The organism is Rhodococcus sp. PD04 (assembly GCF_035918275.1).
Lineage (GTDB): Bacteria > Actinomycetota > Actinomycetes > Mycobacteriales > Mycobacteriaceae > Rhodococcus > Rhodococcus rhodochrous.
On sequence record NZ_CP142143.1, the window covers coordinates 1,414,552 to 1,440,854 of the forward strand.

Below are 26,303 nucleotides of genomic sequence, written 5' to 3' on the forward strand. Positions count from 1 at the left end.
CCCCCCTGAGAAAATCGTGTGCGGGGTCTGAGGAGCAGGCGCGTTTCGTATCGTGCAGGTATGCCCGTACCGCAGCTGGACCTGCACGCCGACCCCGTCGAACTGACCGCCGCGCTCGTCGACATCCCGAGCGTGTCGCAGGACGAGACGCTCATCGCCGACGCCGTGGAGACGGCCCTGCGCGAGCAGACCGACGGCTTCGAGGTCGTGCGCAACGGCAACTGTGTCCTGGCGCGGACGAACCGCGGACTCGGCAGCCGCGTGATGCTCGCCGGTCATCTCGACACCGTCCCGATCGCCGACAACGTGCCGTCGCGGCGGGACGGCGACCTGCTGTGGGGATGCGGAACCTCCGACATGAAGGCCGGCGACGCCGTTTTCCTGCACCTCGCCGCGACCGTCACCGATCCCGCGCACGACCTGACGATCGTGATGTACGACTGCGAGGAGATCGCGGCCGCGTACAACGGGCTCGGACGGATCGAGACCGAACTGCGCGACTGGCTCGACGCGGACGTCGCGATCCTCGGCGAACCCACCTCGGGGGAGATCGAGGCCGGCTGCCAGGGCACCCTGCGGGTGCGCATCACGACCGACGGTGTGCGGGCGCACTCGGCGCGCTCCTGGCTGGGTGACAACGCGATCCACAAGCTGGCTCCCGTGCTCGACCGGCTGGCCCGCTACGAGGCACGGTCGGTCGACATCGACGGCTGTGTGTACCGGGAAGGACTGTCGGCGGTGCGTATCGAGGGTGGTGTCGCAGGGAACGTGGTGCCCGACGCGGCCGCACTCGACGTGAACTTCCGGTTCGCCCCGGATCGCAGCCCCGACGACGCACTCGCGCACGTCCGCGAGGTCTTCGACGGTCTGGCGATCTCGATGGAGCTCACCGACATGTCGCCCGGCGCGCTGCCCGGACTGTCGAACCCCGCCGCGGCCGCGCTCGTCGAGGCCGCGGGCGGGAAGTTCCGGGCCAAGTACGGCTGGACGGACGTCTCGCGGTTCGCGGCGCTGGGGATTCCGGCCGTCAACTACGGGCCGGGCGATCCGAACCTCGCCCACAAGCGCGACGAGCACGTCGAGGTGGGGCGGATCACCGAGGTGACCGCCGTTCTGCGCTCCTATCTCACCCGATAACGTGGCCGCCATGTCCGGCGAGAACTCCCCATCCGAACGCGGCTCCCGACGCGAGGTCGTGCACCAGGGTCCGGTGCAGCTGCGCGGCTCTCTCGCCCGCGAGGTCACGACGATGGACCAGCGGCTGCTCGACCGTCGCGGCCCGTCCGACTGGGTGCACACCGATCCGTGGCGCGTCCTGCGGATCCAGAGCGAGTTCGTCGAAGGCTTCGGTGCGCTCGCCGAGGTGCCCCGCGCCGTCACGGTCTTCGGATCGGCACGGACTCCGGCCGATCACGAGGAGTACGAGATCGGCCGCGAGCTCGGCGCCGCACTCGTCCACGCCGGATACGCCGTCGTCACCGGTGGCGGCCCGGGCGCGATGGAGGCGGCCAACCGCGGTGCCAGCGAGGCCGGGGGACTGTCGATCGGACTGGGGATCGAGTTGCCCTTCGAACAGGGCCTCAACGAGTGGGTCGATCTCGGGCTGAACTTCCGGTACTTCTTCGCGCGCAAGACGATGTTCGTGAAGTACTCGCAGGCGTTCGTGTGTCTGCCCGGCGGTTTCGGGACACTCGACGAGCTGTTCGAGGCACTGACCCTCGTGCAGACCCGCAAGATCACACAGTTCCCGATCGTGCTGTTCGGATCGGAGTACTGGAACGGGCTGGTGGGCTGGCTGCGAGAGACCCTGGTCCGCGGCGGCAAGATCTCGCCCGCAGATCTGGACCTGCTCTTCGTCACCGACAGCGTCGAGGAGACGGTGGACATCATCCTCGAGGCGCATCGCGGTGAGGACGAGAACGAACTGTACGGAAACGGGAGTGGATGGTGACCGAATCTCTGTCGGTCTGTGTGTACTGCGCGTCGGGACCTGTCGACCAGAAGTTTCTCGAGCTGGCCGCCTCGGTCGGCACGGAGATCGGCCGACGGGGCTGGCAGCTGGTCTCCGGCGGCGGCAACGTGTCGATGATGGGAGCGGTCGCCGACGCGGCCCGCGCGGCCGGTGCGCACACGATCGGGGTCATCCCGAAGGCTCTCGTGCACCGCGAGGTTGCGGACGTCGACGCCGACGAGTTGATCGTCACCGAGACGATGCGCGAGCGCAAACGCATCATGGAGGACCGCGCCGACGCCTTCCTGACCCTGCCCGGCGGCATCGGAACCCTCGAGGAACTGTTCGAGACGTGGACGGCCGGGTATCTCGGTATGCATGACAAGCCGGTCGTCCTGCTCGATCCCACGGGCCACTTCGACGGCCTGCTGGGCTGGCTCGGGTCGATGGTCGACACCGGCTTCGTCGCGCAACGCGCACTCGACGGTCTCGCGGTCACCACCGACCTCGCCGACGCGCTGGACCGTTGCGCTGCTCCGTACGCGACGGTCTGAGGTGTTCCACTTCGCCGCGCGCTTATCTACTCTTCGGTAAGTTCGGGGGAACGCCGTGGGTGTCGCCCGAGCAAGCCCGCCCGTCCCCGACGTCGCCGTGAGGAAATCTGTCGTGACCACTCGATCCGATCGAGACCATGCCCCCGTCGTGTCCCTGCCCGGACTCGTCTCGAAACTGCCCCGGATGGCTACCGATCTCCCCATCGTGCTGCGCGGAGCAGCCGGCATGCTCCGGAAGCCGACCGCCCGCGAGACGATCGGGTCGGTCTTCCAGAAGCTCGCCGAGCGTCACCCGGAGCGGCCCTTCATCCGCTTCGAGGGCGACTCCATCGGGTACGGCGAGGCCAACGCGCAGGTCAACCGGTACGCCGCGGTGCTCGCCGATCGCGGTGTCGGCAAGGGCGACGTCGTCGGCATCCTCATGGGCAACCGGTCCGAGACCCTGCTGGTCACCCTGGCCGCGGTCAAGCTCGGTGCGGCCGCCGGCATGCTCAACATCAACCAGCGCGGCGAGGTGCTCGAACACAGCCTGTCGCTGCTCGACAGCGCCGTCCTCGTGATCGGCGAGGAGTGCGAGGAGGCCGCCGACTCCCTCGGCGGCGAACCGCAGGCCCGCACCGTGCTGCGCTTCGACGATCTCGACACCGCCGCCCGCGACGCCGACGCGTCGAATCCCGCAGTCACCGAGGAGCTGCAAGCGTCCGAGACGGCCTACTACATCTTCACCTCCGGCACGACCGGACTGCCGAAGGCCAGCCGCATGACGCACTTCCGGTGGCTGAAGTCGATGTCGGGCCTGGGCAGCCTCGGCGTGCGCCTGCGCCGGACCGACGTCCTGTACTCCTGCCTGCCGCTCTATCACAACAACGCCCTCACGGTCGCGTTGTCCTCGGTGCTCGCCGCCGGCGCCACGCTCGGGCTCGGTCGGAAGTTCTCGGCGTCCAACTTCTGGAACGACGCGGAGCGCAACGGCGCCACGGCCTTCATCTACATCGGCGAGATCTGCCGCTACCTGCTCAACCAGCCGCCGCGGGAGGACGACGCCGACCACGGGATCCGCCTGGCCGTCGGTAACGGTCTGCGCGCAGAACTGTGGGACGAGTTCACCGAACGCTTCGGCATCGACCGCGTCGCGGAGTTCTACGGCGCGAGCGAATGCAACATCGCCTTCATCAACGCGCTCGACCAGAAGCGCACCGCCGGCATCTGCCCGCTGCCCTACGCCGTCGTCGAGTACGACCCCGATTCCGGGCAGGCACGTCGCGGCGACGACGGCCGGTTGAAGAAGGTCGGCAAGGGCGAGGTCGGACTGCTCCTCGCGAAGGTCACCTCCCGCGCACCCTTCGACGGGTACACCGATCCCGAGGCCACCGAGAAGAAGCTGCTCCGCGACGCGTTCTCCGACGGCGACGTCTGGTTCGACACCGGCGACCTCGTCCGCAACCAGGGCTGGATGCACGTCGCGTTCGTCGACCGGCTCGGCGACACCTTCCGGTGGAAGGGCGAGAACGTGGCGACCACGCAGGTCGAGGCCGCGGTGTCGTCGCACGAGACGATCGCCGAGGCCGTCGTCTACGGCGTCGAGGTCGACGGGGCCGACGGCCGCGCCGGGATGGCCGCGATCACCTTGAAGGAGGGCTCCGAGCTCGACGGAGCGGCACTCGCGAAGTCGCTGCACGACGCGTTGCCGGACTACGCGGTCCCGCTGTTCGTCCGCATCGTCGACGAGCTCGAGTACACGACGACCTTCAAGAGCAGGAAGGTCGATCTGCGCAAGCAGGGCTACAGCGAGACCGGTGAGGACGAGCTGTACGTCCTCGCGAGTCGCAGCGAGGGTTACCGGCCGATCTTCGACGGCTTCGTCGACGGCGTCGCGCGGGGAGAATTGCCCGGTCGCTGAGCATGTCAGGATGGGATCATGAGCGGCCCCGCGACCGATGTCGACGAGCAGACCCCCGTGACCCGTCCCGGTCCGGCACCGTCCACCCTGTGCGGGCGCCCCGTCGCCACCGACAGGGCGCTCGTCATGGCGATCGTCAACCGCACCCCGGACTCGTTCTACGACCGGGGAGCGACCTTCGAGGACGACGCGGCGCTCGAGGCCGTCGACCGTGCGGTGGCCGAGGGTGCCGACCTCGTCGACATCGGCGGGGTGAAGGCCGGGCCGGGTGAGGTCGTCGACAGCGACGAGGAGATCCGGCGCGTCGTGCCGTTCGTCGCCGCGATCCGCGAGCGCTATCCGGATGTGCTCATCAGCGTCGACACCTGGCGCAGCGAGGTCGCGCGTCGCGCTGTGGGCGAGGGTGCCGATCTGATCAACGACACGTGGGCCGGTGCCGATCCCGAGCTCGTCGCGGTCGCCGCGGAACTCGGGGCCGGTATCGTCTGCTCCCACACCGGCGGCGCCGTCCCGCGCACCCGCCCGCACCGTGTGCGGTACACCGACGTCGTCGGGGAGGTGGTGGCAGAGGTCGTCGCGGCTGCGGATGCCGCCGCCCGCGCCGGCGTCGCGAGCGACTCGATCCTCATCGACCCGACCCACGATTTCGGAAAGAACACCCATCACGGACTCGCTCTGTTGCGGCACGTGGACGTTCTTGTAAAAACCGGGTGGCCTGTGCTTATGGCGCTGAGCAACAAGGACTTCGTGGGGGAGACTCTGGGAGTCGAACTCGCCGACCGGTTGGAGGGCACATTGGCAGCGACAGCTCTGGCGGCAGCGGCCGGCGCACGAATGTTCCGGGTACACGAGGTGGCAGCCACACGTCGGGTGGTCGACATGGTCGCGGCGATCGCGGGCACACGCCCGCCGGCGCGCACGGTGAGGGGGTTGGCATGAGTGCACCTGCACGCACGTGGAACGAGGTCAACAGCTGGGATCGGCCCGCCTGGTCGATCGACGAACTGATCGCGGCCAAGGCCGGCCGCACGGTGACCGTGGTGCTGCCCGCTCTCAACGAGGAGGAAACCGTCGCGGGTGTGATCGACACGATCCACCCGCTGCTCGGTGGTCTCGTGGACGAACTGGTGGTCCTCGATTCGGGTTCCACCGACGAGACCGCCACCCGGGCGCGGGCGGCGGGCGCCCGCGTCATGTCCCGGGAGGAAGCGGTGCCGGGCATCGAACCGGTCCCCGGCAAGGGGGAGGTGCTGTGGCGGTCGCTCGCGGCGACCTCCGGCGACATCATCGCCTTCGTCGACTCCGATCTGATCGATCCCGATCCGGCCTTCGTGCCGAAACTGCTCGGACCCCTGCTGCTCGGCGACGGTGTGCACCTCGTCAAGGGGTACTACCGGCGGCCGCTGCGCACCGGTGGGGGCGAGGACGCCCACGGCGGTGGCCGCGTCACCGAGCTCGTCGCACGGCCGCTGCTCGCGGCACTGCGACCGGAGCTGACCTGCGTGCTGCAACCGCTCGGCGGTGAGTACGCGGGGACGCGGGAACTGCTCGAGTCGGTCCCGTTCGCACCCGGTTACGGGGTGGAGATCGGGTTGCTGCTCGACACCTACGACCGGTTCGGTCTCCACGCGATCGCGCAGGTCAACCTCGGGGTCCGCAAGCACCGCAACCGGCCGCTGTCCGAACTCGGGGCGATGTCCCGGCAGATCGTGGGCACGATGCTCGCGCGCTGCGGGATCCCCGATTCGGGTGCGCCGCTCACCCAGTTCCTGGTGGAGGGCGATGCGTTCGTGCCGTTCGACACCTCCGTCGATCTCACCGACCGCCCCCCGATGGTGACGGTCACCGGCTGACCCGACCGTCCGGCACCGGTCCCGGCCGGTGTCGGCCGCTCGTGCCAAGATCGGAGCATGCTCACGGTTCTGCTGTACGTGCTCGTGATGGCGGGCGTCGCCGCGGTGCTGTTCTTCGTCGCGAGCGCCGTCTTCGGCCGGGGCGAGACGTTGGCGCCGCTGCCTCCGGGCACCACCGTCACGGTGTTACCGGCCACCGACGTCACCGGCACCGACATCCGCGACCTGCGGTTCCAACAGACCGTGCGGGGTTACAAGATGAGCGAGGTCGACTGGGCGCTCGACCGTCTCGCCCGCGAGGTCGACGATCTGCGGGTCCGCCTCGCCGACGCCGAGGCCCGCGCAGAGGAGCCGTCGGTCGACGGCACCGGAAAGGGCGGCGGGGCAGAAGACGTCGGAGCAGCCGACGTCGGAGCAGCCGACGTCGATGGGGAGAACGTCGCCGAACGGGCTTCGTCGGAGTCGACGGGGGAGTCACGATGACGGCAGACGGGCAGGGGCCAGTGGGCGATACCGACGACCGCGTGCGGTGCCCGTGGGCCGTCGACGGTCCCGGTTCGTCGCTCTACCGCGACTATCACGACTACGAGTGGGGCCGGCCGCTCCACGGCCGCGACGAGATGTTCGAGCGGCTCTCCCTCGAGGCATTCCAGTCGGGACTGTCGTGGCTGACGATCCTGCGCAAGCGGGAGGCCTTCCGCGCGGCTTTCCACGGCTTCGACGTCGAGGCGGTCGCCCGCTTCACGGAGGCCGACGTCGAGAGGTTGCTCGCCGACTCCGGCATCGTGCGCAACCGCCGCAAGATCGAGGCGGTGATCGCCAACGCGCGGGCCGTGCTCGAACTGCCCACCGATCTCGACGAGCTGCTGTGGTCGTTCGCACCGCCGCGACGCGCGCGACGTTCGGTAACGGTCGAGGAGATTCCGGCGGTGACGCCGGAGTCCACGGCGATGGCCCGTGAGCTGAAGCGCCACGGCTTCCGTTTTGTGGGCCCTACCACTGCGTATGCGCTGATGCAGGCTACCGGAATGGTCGACGATCACCTCGAATCGTGCTGGGTGTCACTCGACTCGTAGAACCCGGAGGAGTGTCTTACCCAGGAGTCAGCTACGCGCACGTATTCCGGATAGGGAAGAATGAGAAGGTGCGCGTCGCCGCGACCGGCGATGCAACCACACGGTAACCCACGCGCCCGGCGGTCGGGTGCAGATTTGGAGGGAGCAGAGGATGGCGGCCATGAAGCCCCGGACCGGGGACGGTCCCCTCGAAGCAACCAAAGAGGGACGAGGAATCGTCATGAGGGTTCCACTCGAGGGCGGCGGACGTCTGGTCGTCGAGCTCACGCCGGAAGAGGCTGCGGCACTCGGCGACGAACTCAAGAGTGTCACCAGCTGATCGGCCCCTCTCAGGGCACTCCGGGCCCCGCGCTCCTCGGCGCGCGGGGCCCGGTGTCGTCCTGAGAACACGCTCGGAGGCGCGATGCTCGCCGACGTGATCGATCTTCTCGCGTGCCCTCACTGCGAGTCCGCGCTCGACCTCGACGACAACGTCGTGGTGTGCGATCGCGGGCACAGCTTCGACGTCGCCCGCCAGGGCTACGTGTCGCTGCTCGCCGGCGGTTCGACGCCGTTCACCGGCGACACCGCCGACATGATCGCGGCCCGCGCCGACTTCCTCGGTGCCGGGCACTACGACCCGATCCGGCGCGCGGTGGCCGACGCATGCGTCGACACCGCCGATACGGTGGACACCGATGCAGTGGTCACAGCCGCCGACGCTGCGATCCTCGAGGTCGGGGCCGGTACGGGGCAGTACCTCGCGTCCGTGCTCGACGCCCTGCCGGCGGCGCGCGGCATCGGGCTCGACGTCTCCAAGCCCGCGGTGCGGCGCATCGCCCGCAGTCATCCCCGGACCGGAGCGATCCTCGCCGATGCGTGGCAACGACTGCCCGTGAAGTCGGCGTCGCTCACCCACGTGCTGTCGGTGTTCGCGCCCCGCAACGCCGCCGAGAGTCATCGCGTGCTCGTCCCCGGAGGCACGCTCGTCGTCGCCACGCCCACCTCGGAGCATCTGCGCGAACTGGTCGCGTTACCCGGCATGGTGAGTGTGGACGACCGGAAGACGGAGCGGCTCTCGTCCGCGCTGTCGGGACGTTTCGAGCAGACGGGACGGACGGACGTGCGTTTCACGGCCGCACTCCCGCGCGACGTGCTCGGTCTCGTCGCGGGGATGGGACCGTCCGCCCATCATGTGACGTCCGACCGGCGTGCGGAGTTGCTGGCCTCCCTGCCCGACCCGTTCGACGTGACGGTCTCGGTCACCGTCACTTCGTGGCGACGGATCGAGACGGCCGACGAACCTAGCGCGCCGTGAGCACCTGCTGGTAGACGGCGACGGTCTGACGGGCGATCTGCGCCCACGAGAACTCGCTGACGGCGCGGTCGCGTCCGGCCCGGCCCCACCGGGCGGCACGGTCGCGATCGCGCGCGACGTCGTCGATCGCATCGGCGAGCGCACGCTCGTAGGTCTCGGTGTCGAACGCGTCGTAGTGCACCAGTCGCCCGGTGATCCCGTCCTGCACGACCTCCGGGATGCCTCCCACGTCGGACGCCACCACGGCGGTCTCGCAGGCCATCGCCTCGAGGTTGACGATCCCCAGCGGCTCGTACACCGACGGACAGACGAAAACCGTCGCCGCCGAGAGCAGTTCGCGGACCGATTCGGTGGGCAGCATCTCGCGTACCCAGTGCACCCCGTCGCGGGCGTCCTGCAGGGCGGTCACCGCCCGTTCGGTCTCCGCGGTGATCTCGGGGGTGTCGGGCGCGCCGGCACACAGGACGAGCTGGATGTCGGGGTCGAGATGGTGCGCTGCGGCGATCAGATGCCCGACGCCCTTCTGCCGGGTGATGCGGCCGACGAACACGACGATCGGACGATCAGGATCGAGACCGATGCGGGTGACGACGGACTCGTGGCCGGGCTCGGCCGGACCCGGATGCCAGACGGTGGTGTCGATCCCGTTGCGTACCACGTGGACCCGAGCGGGATCGACGAAGGGATAGGCGTCGAGCACATCGAGGCGCATCCCGTCGCTGACCGCGATGATCGCGTCGGCGTACCGGACGGCGTTGCGCTCGGACCAGGAGGAGATGCGGTAACCGCCGCCGAGCTGCTCGGCCTTCCACGGCCGTCGCGGCTCGAGGGAGTGCGCGGTGAGGATGTGCGGGACGTCGTGGAGTTCGGCGGCCAGATGACCGGCCAGCCCGGTGTACCAGGTGTGCGAGTGCACCACGTCGACTCCGGCCGCGGCGTGCGCCATGCGCAACCCGGCCGACAGGGTCGTCAGGGCGGGATTGGCATCGCGCAGTGCCGGGTCGGGGGAGTGCACGAACGCGGTATCGCGCGGTGCGCCCGTGCAGTGCACGTCGACCTCGACCAGTCGACGCAGTTGTTCGACGAGTTCGGTGACGTGGACCCCGGCCCCGCCGTACACCTCAGGCGGATATTCCCGCGTCATCATTGCCACCCTCACCGCCTCAAAGTAGCGGGCCGCGCAGGTTCCGGCCACCCGGCCCCGACACTCCGAAGGGCGTCGAGATCGCGCTTCGCTGGCGGCGGCCTGGGTCGGGGGATAGGTTGAAGCGTGTGAGGAGCCAGCCCCATGTGCTTGGAATCGTTCTCGCCGGCGGCGAGGGCAAACGTCTGTATCCGCTGACCGCGGACAGAGCCAAGCCGGCAGTGCCGTTCGGGGGCGCATACCGCCTCATCGATTTCGTGCTCAGCAATCTCGTGAATGCCGGTTACCTGCGCATCTGCGTTCTCACGCAGTACAAGTCGCACTCCCTCGACCGGCACATCTCGCAGACCTGGCGCCTGTCCGGCTTCACCGGTGAGTACATCACCCCGGTGCCGGCCCAGCAGCGGCTCGGTCCACGCTGGTACACCGGCAGCGCCGACGCGATCCTGCAGTCGCTCAACCTGGTCTACGACGAGGATCCCGAGTACATCGTGGTCTTCGGCGCCGACCACGTGTACCGGATGGACCCCGAGCAGATGGTGCGCCAGCACATCGAGTCGGGCGCCGGTGTCACGGTCGCCGGTATCCGCGTCCCGCGCAGCGAGGCATTCGCGTTCGGCTGCATCGACAGCGACGAGAGCGGCAGGATCACCCAGTTCCTCGAGAAGCCTGCTCATCCGCCCGGGACACCCGACGACCCCAACGTCACGTTCGCGTCCATGGGTAACTACGTCTTCACCACGAAGGTCCTCGTCGAGGCGCTGCGGGCCGACTCGGAGAATCCCGACTCCGACCACGACATGGGTGGCGACATCATCCCCGCGCTCGTCGAGCAGGGCGAGGCCCACGTCTACGACTTCAACGACAACGTCGTCCCGGGCGCGACCGAACGCGATCGTGCCTACTGGCGCGACGTCGGTACGCTCGACGCCTTCTACGACGCCCACATGGACCTCGTGTCGGTCCACCCGATCTTCAATCTCTACAACCGGCGCTGGCCCATCCGCGGTGCCGCCGAGAACCTGCCGCCCGCGAAGTTCGTGCAGGGCGGTCTGGCGCAGGAGTCGATCGTCGGCGCCGGCAGCATCCTGTCGGCCGCCACGGTCCGCAACTCGGTGCTCAGCTCGAACGTCATGGTCGACGACGGCGCGACCGTCGAGGGCAGCGTGCTCATGCCCGGTGTGCGCATCGGCAAGGGTGCGGTCGTGCGACGAGCGATCCTCGACAAGAACGTCGTCGTCGGCGACGGCGAGATCATCGGCGTCGACCTCGAGCGCGACCGTCAGCGGTTCGCGGTGAGCAACGGCGGTGTCGTCGCCATCGGCAAGGGCATCTGGATCTGAGAGCGTGCTGCCCGCCCCGGAGGCGTGCCGCGCGGATCAGCTGAGGCGCACCGCGCAGAGCAGGCCGTCGCCGAGCGGCAGGACCACCGGAGCGAGCCGCTCGTCGTCGGACACCGCGCGGGTCGCCTCGCGCACCGCGAGCACCGTCGCGTCGCGGGCAGCGGGGTCGGCGACGCGTCCGTCGAGCAGGGCGTTGTGCAGCACGATCACTCCACCCGGCCGGAGCAGACGCACCCCTTCGCGCACGAAGTGCGGATGGTCGGCCGGGGTCGCATCGACGAAGACCATGTCGTAGCCGGAGTCGGCGAGTCGCGGCAGCACATCCAGCGCGCGGCCGTTGATGAGCCGGGTGCGCGACGCCACGACACCCGCCTCGCGGAAGGCGATCTTCGCGGCCCGCTGATGCTCCGGCTCGCTGTCGATGGTGGTGAGCACGCCGTCCTCGCGGAGGCCGTGCAGCAACCACAGTCCGCTCACACCCGCACCGGTCCCGATCTCCACTACCGTCCTGGCGTCGAGCATGCGGGCGAACATCGCGAGGGCGGCTCCGACGGAGGGGGACACCGGGTCGGCGCCCAGATCTTCGGCACGGTCACGCGCCGCGGCGAGCTCGTCGTCCTCGACGACGATGTTCTCGGCGTGGGTCAGGATGCGATCGGCGTTGGTCTGCACCCCACTGAGGCTATCCTCGGCGATTCGTTCGCGCAGGCAGGCGCGCACGGAGTGGTGCCGCCAGTTGTGTGATTTAGACGGATGAACACGCCCGAACCGGTTTTCTCAGGGACGTTTCAGGTTACTCATACGGCGGCCACATCGCCGCGAGGAAAACTGACAATCGACGAACCGGACGATCGCACCGGTTCACGACTTCGAGGACGCACCGCTCTCGGGGAACGTTCCTGTGAAGGAATATTTCCTGCAGGTCGAGTGTTGTAGGCCCCGAAGCCAGTACCACTGCGGTCCCGACGAGGAGGATCCACCGATCCACATGACCCGAGCCCACACTGTTCCCGAGAACGACGCCTCGGCGCTCGACGCTGCCCTCGAGGCGGACCTGAGCGGCACCGCGGCGTTCGACGCCACCGGGGACCGCGCGGCCATGCCGTCGTGGGACGAACTCGTTCGTGAGCACGGCGACCGCGTCTACCGCCTCGCCTACCGTCTTTCCGGCAACGCCCAGGACGCCGAGGATCTCACGCAGGAGACCTTCATCCGCGTCTTCCGGTCGTTGCAGAACTACCAGCCCGGCACTTTCGAGGGTTGGTTGCATCGCATCACCACGAACCTCTTCCTGGACATGGTGCGCCGCCGGAACCGCATCCGGATGGAAGCGCTCCCGGAGGACTACGATCGTGTACCGGCCGCAGGGCCGAACCCCGAGGAGATCTACCACGACGCGCGTCTCGGCGCCGACCTGCAGTCCGCTCTGGACTCGCTCGGACCCGAGTACCGTGCCGCGGTGGTGCTCTGTGACATCGAAGGTCTGTCCTATGAGGAGATCGGTGCCACACTGGGGGTGAAACTCGGTACGGTGCGTAGTCGTATCCACCGAGGCCGCCAGGCACTCCGCGAGTACCTGCGCGAGCATGGAAAGGTCGAAAACGGTCGCGTCGATGCGGGGTAGCCGCCGGGAGGTAGTGATGACGATGGTGCAACCACCTCGCAGGTTCGGCTCCACGGAACATCTCGCCAGCGAGGCAGTTGCCGCATTCGTCGACGGCGAACTGCGCATGGCGGCCTACATGCGGGCCGCCCAGCATCTGTCGATGTGTCCGGAGTGTGCCGCCGAGGTCGAAGCCCAGCAGCAGGCCCGCCACGCATTGCGGTCCGCTGCCGATCACGTACCGCGTATGCCGAGCTCGCTACTCGGGACGCTCAGCAACATCCCGTCCCACCTGTGCGACCCGACCCCGCGCCCTCAGGCGGAGGAAGGCTTCGCCGCGCGCCGCTGGTCCATTCTCCGGCGCCGGTGACCGGACGGGCGGTAACAGGTGATCCGATGCCATCGGTGATACTGGGCTGCGTGACGGACCTAGACGGGGGAGACGGGCACGCGTGACGGCCGAATCTGCGCAGCACACCGGACGACGGGCCGGCGACGATCCTCGTCGCGACGACGAGCTGCCCCATGCCTCGTCGGGTAAGGACTCCTCGGGCGGAGGCTCGTCCGGCAGAGGCTCGTCCAGCACCGCCTCGTCGGGTCTGCCCGACGGAGCGATCACGCGCCCCGACGACGCTCCCCGTCTCGAACCGCGGCCCGTCTACCGGCCCACCGTCGACCCGACATCGGCCCGTGTCTTCGGGCGCCCGGCCGGCGCCGAGGGATCGTTCGACTCCTCGGCCCATCCCCGCATCGTCGACCCGCGCGTCCAACAGGCACCTCCGACCGATGCGATCCTGGCCGAGGCCTACGGGCGGCCGTCCGACGCCGACGAGACGCTCCAGCGTCCCCCTTCGCAGCCCGCGGCCGAGACCGAGGACGACACCGAACCCGATCCCTGGCGCGACCCCGACTCAGCGGTGCGGCTCGGTCCGCCCCTGGCAGGGCAGACCGAGGAGAAGGAACTTCCCCCGGCTCCCGGACTGACCCTTCGTGAGGTGTTGTTCGACCGCCGCGTCCAGCCGCGCGCACTCGCAACCCTGGCCGCGGTGGCCGTCGTGATCGGAATGGTCGGCGGACTCGTCGTGGCACTGGCGACCGCCGACAACGGCTCGCTGACCAGTCGCGGAGTGACGCTGAGCCAGTCGGGTCCCGACGAGGAACTGCCCACCGGCGCGGTCGCGCGGGTCGCCGACACCGTGCTGCCCGCGGTCGTCTCCATCCAGACCACCGTCGGCGGCGACGCCGGCACCGGCTCGGGTGTGGTCATCGACGGCGCCGGTTACATCGTCACCAACAACCACGTCATCTCCATGGCCGCCGGCAATCCCGACGCGAAGGTGCAGGTCACCTTCGACGACGGTACGAAGGTGCCCGCATCGATCGTCGGACGCGACATCAAGACCGACCTGGCCGTGCTCGCCGTCGAGGACGTCGACAACCTGGTCGTCGCCGAACTGGGCCGATCCGAGGACGTCCAGGTGGGCGAGGACGTCGTCGCGGTCGGTTCGCCGCTCGGCCTGAGCAAGACCGTCACCCGCGGCATCGTCAGTGCGCTCCACCGGCCCATGCGGCTGAGCGGACAGGGCACCGACACCGACGCGGTGATCGACGCCGTCCAGACCGACGCCTCGATCAACCCCGGCAACTCCGGCGGCCCCCTCATCGACATGGAGGGACGCGTGATCGGCATCAATTCCGCGATCAAGTCGGAGACCGGCGGTTCGGTGGGTCTGGGCTTCGCGATCCCCATCGACGACGTCACCGAGGTGGCGCAGGAACTGATCCGCACCGGTGAGATGCAGCACCCGGACATCGGCGTGAACGCGCGCTCGGTCGTCAACGACGTCGCGAGCGGCGCGGAGGTCGCCAACGTCCGTCAGGACAGCCCCGCCCAGCGCGCCGGCATCGTCGAGGGCGACGTCATCGTCAAGGTCGGCGACCGCGAGGTCACCAGCGCCGACGAGCTCGTCGTCGCGGTCCAGCAGCAGGAGATCGACGAGCCGGTCACCGTCCAGCTCGTGCGCAACGGCCGCCTCGTCGACGTCGAGGTCACCCCCGTCTCCGACTGACCCATCGCCGTCGAGTTGTGTGACCTTCCCCGTAGGTGATGCGATCCGGACGCGACCACGTACCCTGGATGCGTGTTCGGCAACATCGGTTGGGGCGAGTTCCTGGTACTCATCGTGGCGGCCCTCGTGGTTCTCGGCCCGGAGCGCCTGCCCGGCGCCGTCTCGTGGGTGGCCAAGTCGCTGCGTCAGGTACGCGACTACGCCACGGGTGCGCGCGACCAGCTCAAGCAGGAACTCGGGCCGGAGTTCGACGACCTGCGGCAACCGCTGTCGGAGCTGAACCAGTTGCGCGGCATGACACCGCGGGCAGTGATCACGAAGCATCTGCTCGACGGCGACGACTCGCTCCTCACCGGCAATTTCGACAAGCCGTCCTCGGCGGTCCCGGGAACGCCCACCAACGGCGCGGCCCGACCGAACCTGTCGAAGCCGCTCGCGCCGGACGAGAAGCCCCCGATCGACCCCGACGCCACCTGACAGCTTTCATACGACCGAGCCCCCGCCGTGAAGCACGGCGGGGGCTCGGTCGATGTCGGGTCCTTACAGATGGCGCGTGGTGTCGATTCCCAGCGACATGCCGGCCAGTCCGCGCTTGCGCACCGCGAGCTTGTCGGAGACCTCCTTGAGCGCCACCGCGGGCGCCGAGTCGGGCGCCGCGAGGACGATCGGAGTTCCGGCGTCGCCGGCCTCGCGCACGGCCGGGTCGAGCGGGATCTGGCCGAGCAGCGGCACCGTCGCACCCACTGCGCGGGTGAGACGTTCGGCGACTGCCTGACCGCCGCCGCTGCCGAAGACGTCCATGCGGGTGCCGTCGGGCAGCTCGAGCCACGACATGTTCTCCACGACGCCGGCGATACGCTGACGTGTCTGCAGCGCGATCGAACCGGCACGCTCGGCGACCTCGGCGGCGGCCTGCTGCGGCGTCGTCACGACGAGGATCTCGGCGTTGGGGATCAGCTGCGCCACCGAGATGGCGACGTCGCCCGTGCCGGGCGGCAGGTCGAGGAGCAGGACGTCGAGGTCGCCCCAGAAGACGTCGGCGAGGAACTGCTGCAGCGCGCGGTGCAGCATCGGGCCGCGCCACACCACCGGGGTGTTGCCCTCGGTGAACTGGGCGATGGAGATCATCTTCACGTCGTGCGCGACCGGCGGCATGATCATCCGCTCGACCTGCGTGGGCTTCGCGGAGGTGCCGAGCATGCGGGGGATCGAGTGACCGTAGATGTCGGCGTCGAGCACACCCACCGACAGTCCGCGCGAGGCCATGGCCGCGGCGAGGTTGACGGTGACCGACGACTTGCCGACACCGCCCTTGCCGGAGGCGACCGCGTAGACGCGTGTCAGCGATCCGGGCTGGGCGAACGGGATGACGGGCTCGGTGGAGTCGCCGCGCAGCGACTTGCGGAGCTCGGTGCGCTGTTCGTCGTTCATCACGTCGAGGGTCACTCGCACCTCGCCCACGCCTGCGACGTCGGCGACGGCCTTGGTGACGCGATCCGAGATCTCGGTGCGCATGGGGCACCCGGCGGTGGTCAGGTAGATGGCGACGTCGACACTGCTGTCGGCGCCGATCTCGATGCTCTTGACCATTCCGAGATCGGTGATGGGCTTGCGGATCTCCGGGTCCTGGACCCGTGCGAGCGCACTGCGGACGTCGGACTCACTGACTGCCATGACGCCCATGGTAGGCGGCGGGCCACTCGCGACCGGATACGGGTCGACGGTGACCCGGCAACCCTTCCGATCCCTAGTGGATACGGGGGAGATCCGCGGGGCTCGGGTCGATTCCGGTGGAGTACGCCGTCGACCAGGCGAGCACGTTCGCCACGTAGGCCATCGAGTTGTTGTAGCGGTGGATCGCCTTCGTCGAGTGCGCGATGTTGCGCATGTCGAGGCCACCGTCGCACAGGTACTTCGCGGTGGTGAGCGTCGAGTCGTACAGGTTCTGGGGATCGGCGACACCGTCGCCGTTGCCGTCGCCCGCGTACTGGTTCCACGTGGTGGGTATGAACTGCATCGGCCCGACAGCGCGGTCGTAGACGGGGTCGCCGTCGAGGACGCCGCCGTCGGTGTCGTGGATGACGGCCTGACCGGGCAGGCTGCCGTCGAGCGGCAGTCCGATGACGGGCTCGAGCAGGTTGCCCTTGTCGTCGGCGCGACCACCGTTGGCGTGTCCGGACTCGACGCGGCCGATGCCGGCGAGGAGCGTCCAGTGCATGCCGCAAGCGGGATTCTCCTCGGCGAGGATGCGCTCGGCGTTGCGGTAGGCGGCGTAGTTGATGCCGGGGATGCCGAGGGGGCCCTCGTGAAGGACCTCGGGCTCGGGTTCGGGCTCGGGGGCGGCCTTGAAGGTGCGCACGGGTGCCGGTTCGGGCTCGAGCATGATCGTCTGCACGGCGGCGACCGCTTCGGGAATCGCGTTCGCGAGGTCGGCCGTGTCGGTCGACGACGCCGTCGGCTCGGTCTCGTGGTGAGCTGCACCCATCAGCGATCGCGGCGACGCACCCGCGGTGGTCGCGGCTGCGGCGACCAGTCCGACCGGAACGAGTCCGGTCATCGCGATGACGGAATTTCGCCGAAGCTTCGAATCCGACGGTTTGGCGTGGCGGCCCAATGGATAACCCTCCCTCGGGTGCCTCGGAACGAGACACCTTCGTTACGTGCCGGGCCGAGGCTACAGCATTCGATGCTTTTCCGTTACTCAAACGTGATGTAACGGAGGTGTATGGGCACTGCTGTGGCCCATCCGTGCTGGTCCGGATGGGTCGGGTGGGGTGAAAGAAAAAGATGACGACACGCGTGTCGCGCGTGTCGTCATCTCACGTGTGTGCCGGGAGTTATTCGCAGAAGGCAGGCACCAGGCAGGGGAGTTCGGGCAACTCCGGCATCGGCGGCGGAGTCGGGATGTTCTGTTCGGGTGCCTGCTGAGCCGGAGTGTCGGCGGACGCTTGCTGGGCCGGCTGAGGTGTCGCCTCCGGAGCAGGCGCGGTGACCGCCGGAGCCGGTGCGGGGGCCGCGACATCCGCGGCGTTCGGAACGGGCCGCGCCGGGATCGGAGCGAGATCGGCGGGAGCCACCTCGGCGGCCTTCGAATACGCACCGGACCAGTGCCGGACGTTCGCCAGATAGTCCGGTGACGGATCGACCGACGCCACCGCCCGCGCCTCCCCGTCCGGCTCGCGCAGGTTTCCGCCCTCCGCGCACATCCGGGCGCCGGTGGCCAGGGTCGCGTCGAAGATGTTCTGCGGATCGGCGGTGCCGTCCGCGTTGCCGTCGGCGGAATACTGCTCCCACATCGCGGGGGCCAGGCGCATCGGCCCGAGCAGCCCTTCCGGGGTGACGACCGGCGTGGTCAGCGTGCCCAGGATGTCGGTGCGTCCCCCGTCCGCATGCCCGGAACTCAAGCGCCCGACGGCGGCGAGCAGATTCCACGGCAGGCCGCACTCGGGGGAGTCGATGGCCAGCTGCATCTCGGCCGCGCGGTAGGCGTAGAAGACGAGTTCGGGGATCGCGAGCGGCCCGTCGCCGAGAACCGCCGCACCTCCCGCCGCGGCCAGGGCGTCGGGCGGAAGCTGGGCGAGCGGGTCGCTCGGGCTGCGCAGCGGTTGCGCCTCGCGCACCTCGCCGGGAAGCACGCCCACCGCCGGGGCCGCGCTCGGTTCGGTCTCGGCGGACGTCGTCTCGGCCACCACCGTCGCCGACGACGCGGTCGCCGCGAGTCCGGCAGCGACGATCACCGGCATCGCCAACGCGACCCTCCACCGCACGCGATCACCCTCCTCCGGTCGTCCGTCCGACTGCTGTGACGAAGGTTACAGAAGGATGTCGGGTTGTGTGCAACCGGGCGTGCCGGACAACAGGACGTCGGGGCACTCCGTCGGTGGCGAGGCGCGATCAGCGACGGGGCGCGCGAGTACGCGGAGGACCGACATCGTCCTCGTTCTCGTCCTCGACCAGCAGGGCGCGCAGGTCGTCGAGTTCGCGACGCAGATAGTCGCGGGTCGCGACCTCGCCCACCGCGAGTCGCAGGGCCGCGAGTTCGCGTGCCAGGAACTCGGTGTCCGCCTTCGTCTGCTCGGCGCGGGCGCGGTCCTCCTCGAGCGACACGCGGTCGCGGTTCTCCTGCCGGTTCTGCGCCAGCAGGATCAACGGCGCGGCATAGGCGGCCTGCGTCGAGAAGGCCAGGTTGAGAAGGATGAAGGGATAGGGATCCCACTGCAGTCCGACCGCGGTGATGTTGAGGGCGATCCACACGATGACGACGATCGTCTGGATGGCGAGATAGCGGCCCGTTCCGAGGAACCGGGCGATCGACTCGCTGACCCGGCCGACCGCCTCGGCGTCGAAGTTGAACCGGAACCTCGACGACTGGGGTGTCTCGAGGCGCGAGCGGCCCTGCGTGCTGCGGTCACTCATCCTCGATGTCCTCCTCGCGCCAGTCCTCCGGCAACAGATGGTCGAGCACGTCGTCGACGCTCACCGCGCCGAGCAGGTGCCCCTCGTCGTCCACCACCGGACCGCAGACCAGGTTGTACGTCGCGAAGTACCGGGTGACGGTGGTCAGGGCGTCGTCGGGGGCCAGGCGCGGCAGGTCGTCGTCGACGACCCCTCCCACCAGGCTTGCGGGCGGTTCCCGGAGCAATCGTTGCAGATGGACGCAGCCGAGGTACTTGCCGGTGGGCGTCGCTGTCGGCGGCCGCACGACGAAGACCATCGACGCCAGGGCCGGACTCAGATCCGGATTGCGGGCGCGGGCGAGCGCTTCGGCCACTGTGGTGGCCGGCGTCAGCACCACCGGCTCGGGGGTCATCAGACCACCGGCGGTGTCGGGGGAGTGCTCGAGCAGGCGGCGCACCGGCTCGGAATCCTCGGGGTCCATGCGTTGCAGGAACGACTCGGCGTCCGTGGCCGGCAGCTCGCCGAGGAGGTCGGCGACGTCGTCGGGATCCATCGCCTCGAGCACCGCGACCGCCCGGTCGAGACCGAGCTGGGTGAGCAGGTCGGTCTGGTCGTCGGAGGGCAGCTCCTGCACGATGTCGGCGAGACGTTCGTCGTCGAGCGCCGCGGCGACCTCGGTGCGTCTCTTGATCGGCAGGTCGCGCAGGGCGTTCGCGACGTCCGGCGGGCGCATGTCCTCGAACTGCAGGAGCAACTGCGCGACACCCTGTCCGGGCATCGACAGCGCCTGCTGGGTGAGTCCGTGCACGTGCGGCCATTCAACGATGTGGATGGGGGAGCGGCGCGCGAGCCGGCCGCGATGGCGGCGCACCGCGACCCGGGCGACGACCCAGTCGCGGGTGCGCATGAGCTCGAGCCCCAGATCCACCACGACGGCGTCGACACCCATCAGGTCCGGCAGCTCCGGGTCGTCGACGCGCACACGCGAATCGAGGACCTGACCGAGGGCGAGCACTTCCGAGGGCCGTTGCGTGAACCGGCGCAGACTCACGTTGCCGGTGACGAGGGTGACCGCGCCGGGCTCGATCGCGGTCACGCGCAGCATCGGGACGAAGATCCGCTTGCGGGTGGGCAGTTCGACGACGAGCCCCAGCGCACGAGGAGGCTGACGCCCGATCCGTATGGTCAGCACGACATCGCGGACGCGGCCGATGGACTCGCCGTCGGGGCCGAGAACGACCAGTCCGGCCAGCCGCGCGACGAAGACCTTGCTCACTGCTGCCATGATTGCCAGGCTAGAGCGTGCCCACGCTGTTCCCGGAACTCGGAGGTCTGGTCAGGTCATGTCGTTTTCGTTCAGGCCCCGGAGGTCGGTACTCGCGGTTCCCGGCAGCAGCCGGAAGATGATCGACAAGGCCAAGGGCCTTCCCGCCGACGAGATCTTCCTCGATCTCGAGGACGCCGTGTCGCCGCTGGCCAAGGAACAGGCCCGCAGCACCATCGTCGATGCTCTGAACGAGGACGGCTGGGGCGACCAGATCAAGGTTGTGCGCGTCAACGACTGGACCACCGACGCGACCTATCTCGACGTCGCGACAGTCGTCGGTGGTGCCGGCGCGAATCTCGACGCGATCCTGCTGCCGAAGGTGCCCGACGCGAGCCACGTGAAGGCGCTCGACCTGCTCCTCACGCAGGTCGAGAAGGCCCACGGTCTCGAGGTGGGACGGATCGGTATCGAACCGCAGATCGAGAACGCCATCGGGTTGACGAACATCAACGAGATCGCGACGGCGAGCCCGCGCGTGCAGACGCTCGTGTTCGGTCCCGCAGACTTCATGGCGAGCATCAACATGCGCACCCTCGTCGTCGGTGAACAGCCCGAGGGTTACGACGTCGGCGACGCCTACCACCACATCCTCATGACGATTCTCATGGCCGCGCGTGCGCACGGGCTGCAGGCCATCGACGGTCCCTACCTCCAGATCCGCGACGTCGACGCCTTCCGCCGGTCGGCGCAGCGCACCGCCGCCCTGGGCTTCGACGGCAAGTGGGTGCTGCACCCGAGCCAGATCGACGCAGCCAACGAGGTCTTCAGCCCCCGGCAGGAGGACTACGACAAGGCCGAGCTGATCCTCGACGCCTACGAGTGGCACACCTCGGCCGAGGGTGGTGCTCGCGGTGCCGCGATGCTCGGTGACGAGATGATCGACGAGGCGAGCCGGAAGATGGCTCTCGTGATCTCCGCGAAGGGCCGCGCCGCCGGGTTGCAGCGCACCCAGAAGTTCGAGCCGCCGACCTCCTGACGGGAACGACCAGGAAAAAGAACATATCGGGCGAACCATTGCGGCGTGCCGGTCCCCGTCCAGGCAGAATGGAGACCGGCGCCGCGACCGTCGGCGTGCATCGCGAAGGAGCCGAAACGACATGACGAATCCCCTCGGACCCGGTCGCCAGGTACCCGGTCTGCCGACACCTCCCACGGGCTGGCCCGTCGGTTCGTACCCGACCTATGCCGAGGCGCAACGCGCGGTCGACCACCTGGCCGATCAGAACTTCTCCGTCGAGGACGTCACCATCGTCGGTGTCGATCTCATGCAGGTCGAGCGGGTCACCGGTCGGCTCACGTGGCCGAAGGTGATCGGCGGCGGCATCGTCTCGGGTGCATGGCTCGGCGTGTTCTTCGGGCTGCTGCTCGGCATCTTCTCCACCGACTTCCTCGGCCCGCTGCTCGTCGGCCTCGTCGGCGGCATCATCTTCGGCCTCATCTCGGCGAGCATCCCGTACGCCGCGACCCGCGGCCAGCGCGACTTCTCGTCCACGATGCAGCTCGTCGCCGGCCGCTACGACGTGCTGTGCCAGCCGCCCACCGCCGAGAAGGCACGCGACATCCTCGCCAAGCTCGCCATCTGATCGTCACGCGGTCGCGCGTTCGCCGAGAACGGCACTCGTCGCGACCGGCCTCGCGCCACTACTGTCGATCCCATGCCCGACCTCGATTCGGTGGCCGACGCCCTCTACGGCCTCGACCCAGGAGACTTCGTGGCGGCCCGCACCGAATTCGCGGCGCAGGCACGCGAAGCGGGCGACCGCGAGCTGACGGCGGCCATCGGCAGGCTGCGCAAACCGACGGTCGCGGCCTGGATGGTCAACCTGCTCGCCCGCGAACGGGCCGACGAACTCGCGGCGCTGCTCGACATCGGATCCGCCCTGCGCACCGCGCAACGACGACTGTCCGGCAGCGAGATGCGGAAACTGTCGGAGCAGCGACGCCGGGTGGTCGCGGCACTCGAACGCGACGCGGGACGGCTCGCCGCCGACCGCGGCCGCACCGTCTCGGAGAGCGCACTGCGCGAGGTGGGGCGCACCCTCAACGCCGCACTGTCGGATCCCGACATCGGGGAGCAGGTCCGGCAGGGTCGGCTCGACGCGATCGTCGAGTCCGACGGCTTCGGCGACCTGTCGGCGATGCCGCTCACCGTCATCCGCGGCGGGTCCGACGAGAAGGACGAGGACGACCGAACCGCAACGGACAAGGCCGGGCGCAAGAGCAGAGGCGAGCGCGGACCCACCGAGCGTGAGAAGGCGGAACAGGCGGCGCGCGACGCGGAGATCGACGAGGCCGCCGCCGCTCTCGACTCCGCGCACAGCGCGGCCGAGGAAGCGCGCGAAGCGGCGTCGGCAGCCGAACGGGAGCTGGCCCGTCACGAAGAGGAGGTCGCCGAGCTGCGGGCGAAGCTCGAACACGCCGAGCAGCAACGCACCTTCGCGCGCCGTGCCGCCACCGAGGCCAAGAAACGGGTGGTCGCCGCCGAACGGGCCGTCTCGGCCGCCGAGGCCCACCTCGCCCGGACGAAGAACTGACCCGTCAGGAGTGCGCCTCGGTCCGCGCGACGAACCTGCGCTGCCAGGGAGTCTCGACCGCACGCGGATGGTAGTGCCGCCGAACGAAGTCGACCGCCTCCTCCGGGGACAGGCCGTCGAGGACGGCGAGGCACGCCAGCGCGGTGCCGGTGCGGCCGCGTCCACGCCCGCACGCGATCTCCACCCGCTGCCGTCCCGCCCGGATCCACGCCTCGTACAGGACGGCGAGAGCCTCCTCCGGGTCGCGGGGTGTGCGGAAGTCGGGCCAGTGGATCCACCGCGACTCCCACTCGAACGGTGCTACCGGGGGACGGCCGAGGAGATACACCCCGAAGTCGGGAAACGGCTCGTCGAACACCGGTCGACGCATCCCGCGTCCCCGCACGAGTCGGCCGGAGGGCAGTTGCAGCACCCCGGTGTCTGCTGGATCCCACTCGCGTCGCACGCTGGAAACCTACCCGCCCGGGGCCGGTGTACCGAACGTCACGGCCGTTCACCCGCGCTGCAAGTTCGCGCTCGATAGTGTCGTTCCATGGGTGAGCGAACGGAACCGGAGATCAGAATTCTGGACTCGGAAGCCGAACTGCGGGAGGCGTCCGCGCTGTTCCGCACGGCGATGGTGGGCCTGCCGTCGTGGCCCGAGGTTCCCGACGGGACCGTCGGCCGCTACCTCGAGGCCGGTCGCACGTGGGGTGCCTTCCTCGACGGCATGCTCGTCGGGACCGTGGACGCCACGAGCGGAAAGCTGACCCTGCCCGGCGGCGCCCGGGTGCCGCACGCGGCGGTCACCCACATCGGTGTGCTGCCCACCCATACCCGTCGCGGCGTGATCTCCGGACTCGTGCACCGGCAGTTGAGCGACGCGCGGGACCGCGGCGAGATCCTCGCGACGCTGCGTGCTTCCGAGGCGACCATCTACGGCCGGTTCGGTTACGGCGTCGCCTCGACCTCGGTGTCCGTCGACGTCGACGTGCGTCGTGCCGCGCTGCGTCCCGACGTGCCCGAATTCGGAGCGGTGCGCCTGCTGAGCTATCCGGATGCGTGGGACGTGCTGGCGCAGATACATTCCCGTCATCTGCCGCCGCGTCCCGGCATGATCGACCGGTCGGAATACTGGTGGAACTCGCGCCGGTGGCGGGCCGACTCGCTCACCGATCCGATGTACGTGGCGGTGCACGGCGAGCCGGGGCAGGAGGACGGCTTCGTCCGGTACCACCCCGTCGACACGCAGGGGTGGTTCACCAGCCGCAACCGCACCGTCGTGGTCGACGACTTCTTCGCCCCCTCGCCCGGGGCGTACGCCGGCCTGATCCGGTTCCTGCTCGACCTCGATCTCGTCGACACCCTGCGGTTCGCGGCGCTTCCGCAGGACGACCAGCTCCCGCTCATGCTCGGCGATGCGCGTGCCGTGCACTTCCGCTCGGTGTCGGACGAGACGTGGTTGCGCATCCTCGACGTCGATCGGGCACTGTCGGCGCGGAGTTACCGAGGGTTCGGCTCGGTGACCGTCGAGGTGACCGATCCGCTGCTGACCGACAACGCCGGTGTCTTCGAGATCTCCGCCGACGGCGTGGCGCGCACCGCGGGACCGGCCGATCTGACCATCGACATCGCCGACCTCGGTGCGCTCCTGCTGGGCCGGCAGGGCTGGCACCGGATGGTCGACGCGGGTCGCGCCCGGGTGCACCGACCGGAGGCCGTCGACACCGCTGACCTGCTGTTCTCCTGGCCCCAGGCACCCTTCTCGGGGACCTCCTTCTGACCTCGTCGTCGTGCCGATTCCGCTCCGGTTGTACGCCCTGCTCGTTTTGCTACGGCTGGCCGGTACGGGCGATATCGTCGGATCATCAGGTCCCCGATGCGAGCGGAGTCGCGCATGAGACGGTCGGGCAAGAGACGGCGGACGAGCCGGGCGTTCACAGCTTCTGCGGCCGCGGTGCTCCTGGCGTCGGGACTGGCCGCGTGCGGCAGCGACGACGAGGGTGTCGTCCTGTCCTTCTACACGGCCGCCGACGGTGCCGAGCAGTACGCGCAGGCCGCGGAGGTGTGCACCGAGCAGGCCGGCGGCCGATATCGCGTGCAGCAGAGGACACTTCCGAAGAACGCCGACGACCAGCGACTGCAGTTGGCGCGGCGGCTGACGGGTAACGACCCGGGGCTCGACCTCATGACCCTCGACGTCGTGTGGACCGCCGAGTTCGCCGAGGCCGGGTGGGCGCTGCCGTTGCCCGACGATGTGGCCGCCGCGGTGTCGGAGGGCACCCTCGAAGGTCCCCTCGAATCGGCGACCTGGCAGGACCGGCTGTACGCCGCGCCGCTCAACACCAATACCCAGTTGCTCTGGTACCGAAAGGATCTCATGCCGGACGGGCAACCTCCGGAGACCTGGGACGAGATGATCGAGATCGCGAGCGGCCTCGCAGAGGAGGGCCGGCCGTCGTGGATCGGTGTGCAGGGCCGGCAGTACGAGGGGCTGATGGTGTGGTTCAACACCCTGCTCTCGAGCGCCGGCGGTTCGGTCGTGGGGGAGGACGGTGTCACCGTCACCCTCACCGACAACGACGCCGCGGTGACCGCGCTCGACATCATGAAACGCGTCGCGACGGCGCCCGGCGCCGATCCGTCCCTGAACCAGGCCGACGAGGCGGCCGTCCGTCTCGGCATGGAGAGCGGGCGCACGGCATTCCAGGTCAACTGGCCGTTCGTCCTGCCGGGCATCCTGGAGAACGAAGCGGCCCTGCCCTTCATCGACGAGAACGGCAACGTCACCTCGCAGGACACCGGCAACACGGTCCTGACCGTCGACGGTGAGCAGAATTTCCTTCCCGCCCCGTACCCTTCGGTGATCCCCGGCGAGCCCGCCCAGGTCACCATCGGCGGGTTCAACATCGCCGTCGCCCGCACGAGCACCCACCCCGACCTCGCGTTCGAGGCGATGCAGTGCCTGCGCAACGAGGAGAACCAGCGCAACAACGCCATCGGTGGCGGCGTGCCGCCGACGCTGGCCGCGCTGTACGACGACCCCGAATTCCAGGAGGCCTATCCGGCCTGGCGTGAGGTCCGCGCCGGTCTCGAGAACGCCGCGGTGCGTCCCGCTTCACCGGCCTACCAGAGCATTTCGACGCTGGTGACGGCCACCCTCAACCCGGTCGACCAGATCGATCCGCCCCGCACCGTCGAGGAACTCGCCGAACAGGTGCAGAAGGCGGTCAATTCGGAAGGACTGATCCCGTGACCGCCGTCGAATCGAAACC

The 26,303-nt window shown here is 69.3% G+C and carries 28 protein-coding genes; 20 read left to right on the forward strand and 8 right to left on the reverse strand.

Features of this window, described 5'->3' with window-relative positions; all coding sequences use genetic code 11:
- Positions 1–60 precede the first annotated feature (60 nt).
- From dapE to U9J23_RS06650, 10 genes are all read left to right on the forward strand, one after another.
- The gene (dapE, locus tag U9J23_RS06605; protein ID WP_145708237.1) at positions 61–1,137 is read left to right on the forward strand and encodes a succinyl-diaminopimelate desuccinylase; all 1,077 of its coding nucleotides are present in this window, start codon (positions 61–63) and stop codon (positions 1,135–1,137) included.
- Positions 1,138–1,147: 10 nt separating this feature from the next.
- Positions 1,148–1,951 (forward strand): TIGR00730 family Rossman fold protein, encoded by an 804-nt coding sequence (locus tag U9J23_RS06610; protein WP_085468995.1) that lies wholly within the window; start codon positions 1,148–1,150, stop codon positions 1,949–1,951.
- Positions 1,945–2,505 carry a TIGR00730 family Rossman fold protein gene (locus U9J23_RS06615; RefSeq protein WP_059382986.1) on the forward strand — a complete coding sequence of 187 codons (561 nt, stop codon included), beginning with the start codon at positions 1,945–1,947 and terminating at the stop codon, positions 2,503–2,505. The genes U9J23_RS06610 and U9J23_RS06615 overlap by 7 nt, the downstream gene beginning before the upstream one ends.
- A gap of 148 nt (positions 2,506–2,653) precedes the next feature.
- Positions 2,654–4,405, forward strand: a complete 1,752-nt coding sequence (locus tag U9J23_RS06620) for a long-chain-acyl-CoA synthetase (RefSeq protein ID WP_085468835.1) — start codon at positions 2,654–2,656, stop codon at positions 4,403–4,405.
- A gap of 18 nt (positions 4,406–4,423) precedes the next feature.
- Positions 4,424–5,344 (forward strand): dihydropteroate synthase, encoded by a 921-nt coding sequence (gene folP, locus U9J23_RS06625; protein ID WP_059382984.1) that lies wholly within the window; start codon positions 4,424–4,426, stop codon positions 5,342–5,344.
- Positions 5,341–6,258: a glucosyl-3-phosphoglycerate synthase gene (locus U9J23_RS06630; protein ID WP_059382983.1), complete on the forward strand. Its 918-nt coding sequence runs from the start codon at positions 5,341–5,343 to the stop codon at positions 6,256–6,258. Before folP ends, U9J23_RS06630 begins: the two co-directional genes overlap by 4 nt.
- Positions 6,259–6,315: 57 nt before the next feature.
- Entirely contained in the window at positions 6,316–6,741 is a 426-nt protein-coding gene (locus U9J23_RS06635; protein WP_059382982.1) for a DivIVA domain-containing protein, read from the forward strand.
- Positions 6,738–7,334 carry a DNA-3-methyladenine glycosylase I gene (locus tag U9J23_RS06640; RefSeq protein WP_059382981.1) on the forward strand — a complete coding sequence of 199 codons (597 nt, stop codon included), beginning with the start codon at positions 6,738–6,740 and terminating at the stop codon, positions 7,332–7,334. Before U9J23_RS06635 ends, U9J23_RS06640 begins: the two co-directional genes overlap by 4 nt.
- 151 nt (positions 7,335–7,485) lie before the next feature.
- Positions 7,486–7,653, forward strand: coding sequence for a DUF3117 domain-containing protein (locus U9J23_RS06645; protein WP_006554284.1), 168 nt, complete (start codon positions 7,486–7,488; stop codon positions 7,651–7,653).
- Positions 7,654–7,737: 84 nt separating this feature from the next.
- The gene (locus U9J23_RS06650) at positions 7,738–8,631 is read left to right on the forward strand and encodes a putative RNA methyltransferase (protein ID WP_059382980.1); all 894 of its coding nucleotides are present in this window, start codon (positions 7,738–7,740) and stop codon (positions 8,629–8,631) included.
- Here U9J23_RS06650 and glgA read toward each other — a convergent pair.
- A complete protein-coding gene (gene glgA / locus U9J23_RS06655; RefSeq protein ID WP_085468994.1) occupies positions 8,618–9,790 on the reverse strand; it encodes a glycogen synthase in 1,173 nt (390 codons plus the stop codon). The genes U9J23_RS06650 and glgA overlap by 14 nt on opposite strands.
- A gap of 113 nt (positions 9,791–9,903) precedes the next feature.
- On the opposite strand from glgA, the gene glgC reads away from it, so the two are divergent.
- The gene (glgC, locus tag U9J23_RS06660; protein ID WP_037190186.1) at positions 9,904–11,118 is read left to right on the forward strand and encodes a glucose-1-phosphate adenylyltransferase; all 1,215 of its coding nucleotides are present in this window, start codon (positions 9,904–9,906) and stop codon (positions 11,116–11,118) included.
- A gap of 36 nt (positions 11,119–11,154) precedes the next feature.
- Here glgC and U9J23_RS06665 read toward each other — a convergent pair whose 3' ends face one another.
- Positions 11,155–11,790 carry an O-methyltransferase gene (locus U9J23_RS06665; protein WP_006554288.1) on the reverse strand — a complete coding sequence of 212 codons (636 nt, stop codon included), beginning with the start codon at positions 11,788–11,790 and terminating at the stop codon, positions 11,155–11,157.
- Positions 11,791–12,106: 316 nt separating this feature from the next.
- Between U9J23_RS06665 and sigE the strand changes: the two genes are divergently transcribed.
- The 4 genes from sigE to tatB all read left to right on the forward strand — a co-directional run bounded on the left by sigE (position 12,107) and on the right by tatB (position 15,267).
- A complete protein-coding gene (sigE, locus tag U9J23_RS06670) occupies positions 12,107–12,742 on the forward strand; it encodes an RNA polymerase sigma factor SigE (RefSeq protein ID WP_059382979.1) in 636 nt (211 codons plus the stop codon).
- Between the two features lie 16 nt (positions 12,743–12,758).
- Positions 12,759–13,091 carry an anti-sigma factor family protein gene (locus tag U9J23_RS06675; RefSeq protein WP_059383061.1) on the forward strand — a complete coding sequence of 111 codons (333 nt, stop codon included), beginning with the start codon at positions 12,759–12,761 and terminating at the stop codon, positions 13,089–13,091.
- A gap of 82 nt (positions 13,092–13,173) precedes the next feature.
- Positions 13,174–14,790: a S1C family serine protease gene (locus tag U9J23_RS06680; RefSeq protein WP_095092010.1), complete on the forward strand. Its 1,617-nt coding sequence runs from the start codon at positions 13,174–13,176 to the stop codon at positions 14,788–14,790.
- Positions 14,791–14,862: 72 nt separating this feature from the next.
- Positions 14,863–15,267 (forward strand): Sec-independent protein translocase protein TatB, encoded by a 405-nt coding sequence (gene tatB, locus U9J23_RS06685; RefSeq protein WP_059382978.1) that lies wholly within the window; start codon positions 14,863–14,865, stop codon positions 15,265–15,267.
- Between the two features lie 63 nt (positions 15,268–15,330).
- On the opposite strand, the gene U9J23_RS06690 is transcribed toward tatB, so the two are convergent.
- The 5 genes from U9J23_RS06690 to U9J23_RS06710 form a co-directional block, all read right to left on the reverse strand.
- Positions 15,331–16,464 carry an Mrp/NBP35 family ATP-binding protein gene (locus U9J23_RS06690; RefSeq protein ID WP_059383059.1) on the reverse strand — a complete coding sequence of 378 codons (1,134 nt, stop codon included), beginning with the start codon at positions 16,462–16,464 and terminating at the stop codon, positions 15,331–15,333.
- A gap of 73 nt (positions 16,465–16,537) precedes the next feature.
- Positions 16,538–17,404: a lytic transglycosylase domain-containing protein gene (locus U9J23_RS06695; RefSeq protein ID WP_059382977.1), complete on the reverse strand. Its 867-nt coding sequence runs from the start codon at positions 17,402–17,404 to the stop codon at positions 16,538–16,540.
- 223 nt (positions 17,405–17,627) lie between these two features.
- Positions 17,628–18,557, reverse strand: a complete 930-nt coding sequence (locus tag U9J23_RS06700; RefSeq protein WP_326601988.1) for a hypothetical protein — start codon at positions 18,555–18,557, stop codon at positions 17,628–17,630.
- Positions 18,558–18,684: 127 nt separating this feature from the next.
- Entirely contained in the window at positions 18,685–19,206 is a 522-nt protein-coding gene (locus U9J23_RS06705; protein WP_059382975.1) for a DUF1003 domain-containing protein, read from the reverse strand.
- The gene (locus U9J23_RS06710; protein ID WP_085468831.1) at positions 19,199–20,473 is read right to left on the reverse strand and encodes a magnesium transporter MgtE N-terminal domain-containing protein; all 1,275 of its coding nucleotides are present in this window, start codon (positions 20,471–20,473) and stop codon (positions 19,199–19,201) included. Before U9J23_RS06710 ends, U9J23_RS06705 begins: the two co-directional genes overlap by 8 nt.
- A 58-nt stretch (positions 20,474–20,531) precedes the next feature.
- Here U9J23_RS06710 and U9J23_RS06715 point away from each other — a divergent pair, with 58 nt between their 5' ends.
- The 3 genes from U9J23_RS06715 (at position 20,532) to U9J23_RS06725 (ending at position 23,049) form a co-directional block, all read left to right on the forward strand.
- Positions 20,532–21,491 (forward strand): HpcH/HpaI aldolase/citrate lyase family protein, encoded by a 960-nt coding sequence (locus tag U9J23_RS06715; protein WP_326601991.1) that lies wholly within the window; start codon positions 20,532–20,534, stop codon positions 21,489–21,491.
- 121 nt (positions 21,492–21,612) lie between these two features.
- Complete coding sequence (locus U9J23_RS06720; protein ID WP_006554299.1) at positions 21,613–22,098, forward strand: general stress protein; 486 nt, start codon at positions 21,613–21,615, stop codon at positions 22,096–22,098.
- 72 nt (positions 22,099–22,170) lie between these two features.
- Positions 22,171–23,049: a hypothetical protein gene (locus U9J23_RS06725; protein ID WP_326601994.1), complete on the forward strand. Its 879-nt coding sequence runs from the start codon at positions 22,171–22,173 to the stop codon at positions 23,047–23,049.
- Between the two features lie 4 nt (positions 23,050–23,053).
- Here the strand turns inward: U9J23_RS06725 and U9J23_RS06730 are convergent, their stop codons facing one another.
- The gene (locus U9J23_RS06730; protein ID WP_059382971.1) at positions 23,054–23,494 is read right to left on the reverse strand and encodes a protein-tyrosine phosphatase family protein; all 441 of its coding nucleotides are present in this window, start codon (positions 23,492–23,494) and stop codon (positions 23,054–23,056) included.
- 87 nt (positions 23,495–23,581) lie between these two features.
- Between U9J23_RS06730 and U9J23_RS06735 the strand changes: the two genes are divergently transcribed.
- Together U9J23_RS06735 and U9J23_RS06740 are read left to right on the forward strand one after the other, a co-directional pair.
- Entirely contained in the window at positions 23,582–24,811 is a 1,230-nt protein-coding gene (locus U9J23_RS06735; protein WP_326601997.1) for a GNAT family N-acetyltransferase, read from the forward strand.
- A gap of 114 nt (positions 24,812–24,925) precedes the next feature.
- The gene (locus tag U9J23_RS06740) at positions 24,926–26,284 is read left to right on the forward strand and encodes an ABC transporter substrate-binding protein (protein WP_189637378.1); all 1,359 of its coding nucleotides are present in this window, start codon (positions 24,926–24,928) and stop codon (positions 26,282–26,284) included.
- The last annotated feature ends 19 nt before the right edge of the window (positions 26,285–26,303 follow it).